The sequence below is a fragment of the Photobacterium sanguinicancri genome, from assembly GCF_002265265.1.
Taxonomy (GTDB): domain Bacteria; phylum Pseudomonadota; class Gammaproteobacteria; order Enterobacterales; family Vibrionaceae; genus Photobacterium; species Photobacterium sanguinicancri.
This window is the reverse complement of the sequence record NZ_NOIF01000449.1, coordinates 1-468: the sequence shown is the minus strand read 5'-3', so window position 1 is coordinate 468 and position 468 is coordinate 1. Positions and strand designations below refer to the sequence as shown.

Annotated in this window: 1 rRNA gene; it reads left to right on the top strand. The window is 56.0% G+C overall.

Annotated features, from left to right (window positions below):
- A 16S ribosomal RNA gene (locus tag ASV53_RS24550) occupies positions 1-468 on the top strand; the annotation flags it as partial.

Here is a 468-nt window from a genome sequence, read left to right as displayed (position 1 = left end):
GGGAGGCAGCAGTGGGGAATCTTGGACAATGGGCGCAAGCCTGATCCAGCCATGCCGCGTGAGTGATGAAGGCCTTAGGGTTGTAAAGCTCTTTTAGCAGGGAAGAAGCGAAAGTGACGGTACCTGCAGAAAAAGCACCGGCTAACTACGTGCCAGCAGCCGCGGTAATACGTAGGGGGCAAGCGTTATCCGGAATTACTGGGTGTAAAGAGCTCGTAGGCGGTTTGTCGCGTCTGCTGTGAAATCCGGAGGCTCAACCTCCGGCCTGCAGTGGGTACGGGCAGACTAGAGTGCGGTAGGGGAGATTGGAATTCCTGGTGTAGCGGTGGAATGCGCAGATATCAGGAGGAACACCGATGGCGAAGGCAGATCTCTGGGCCGTAACTGTCGCTGAGGAGCGAAAGGGTGGGGAGCAAACAGGCTAAGATACCCTCGTAGTCCACCCCGTAAAAGTTGGGAACTAGTTGT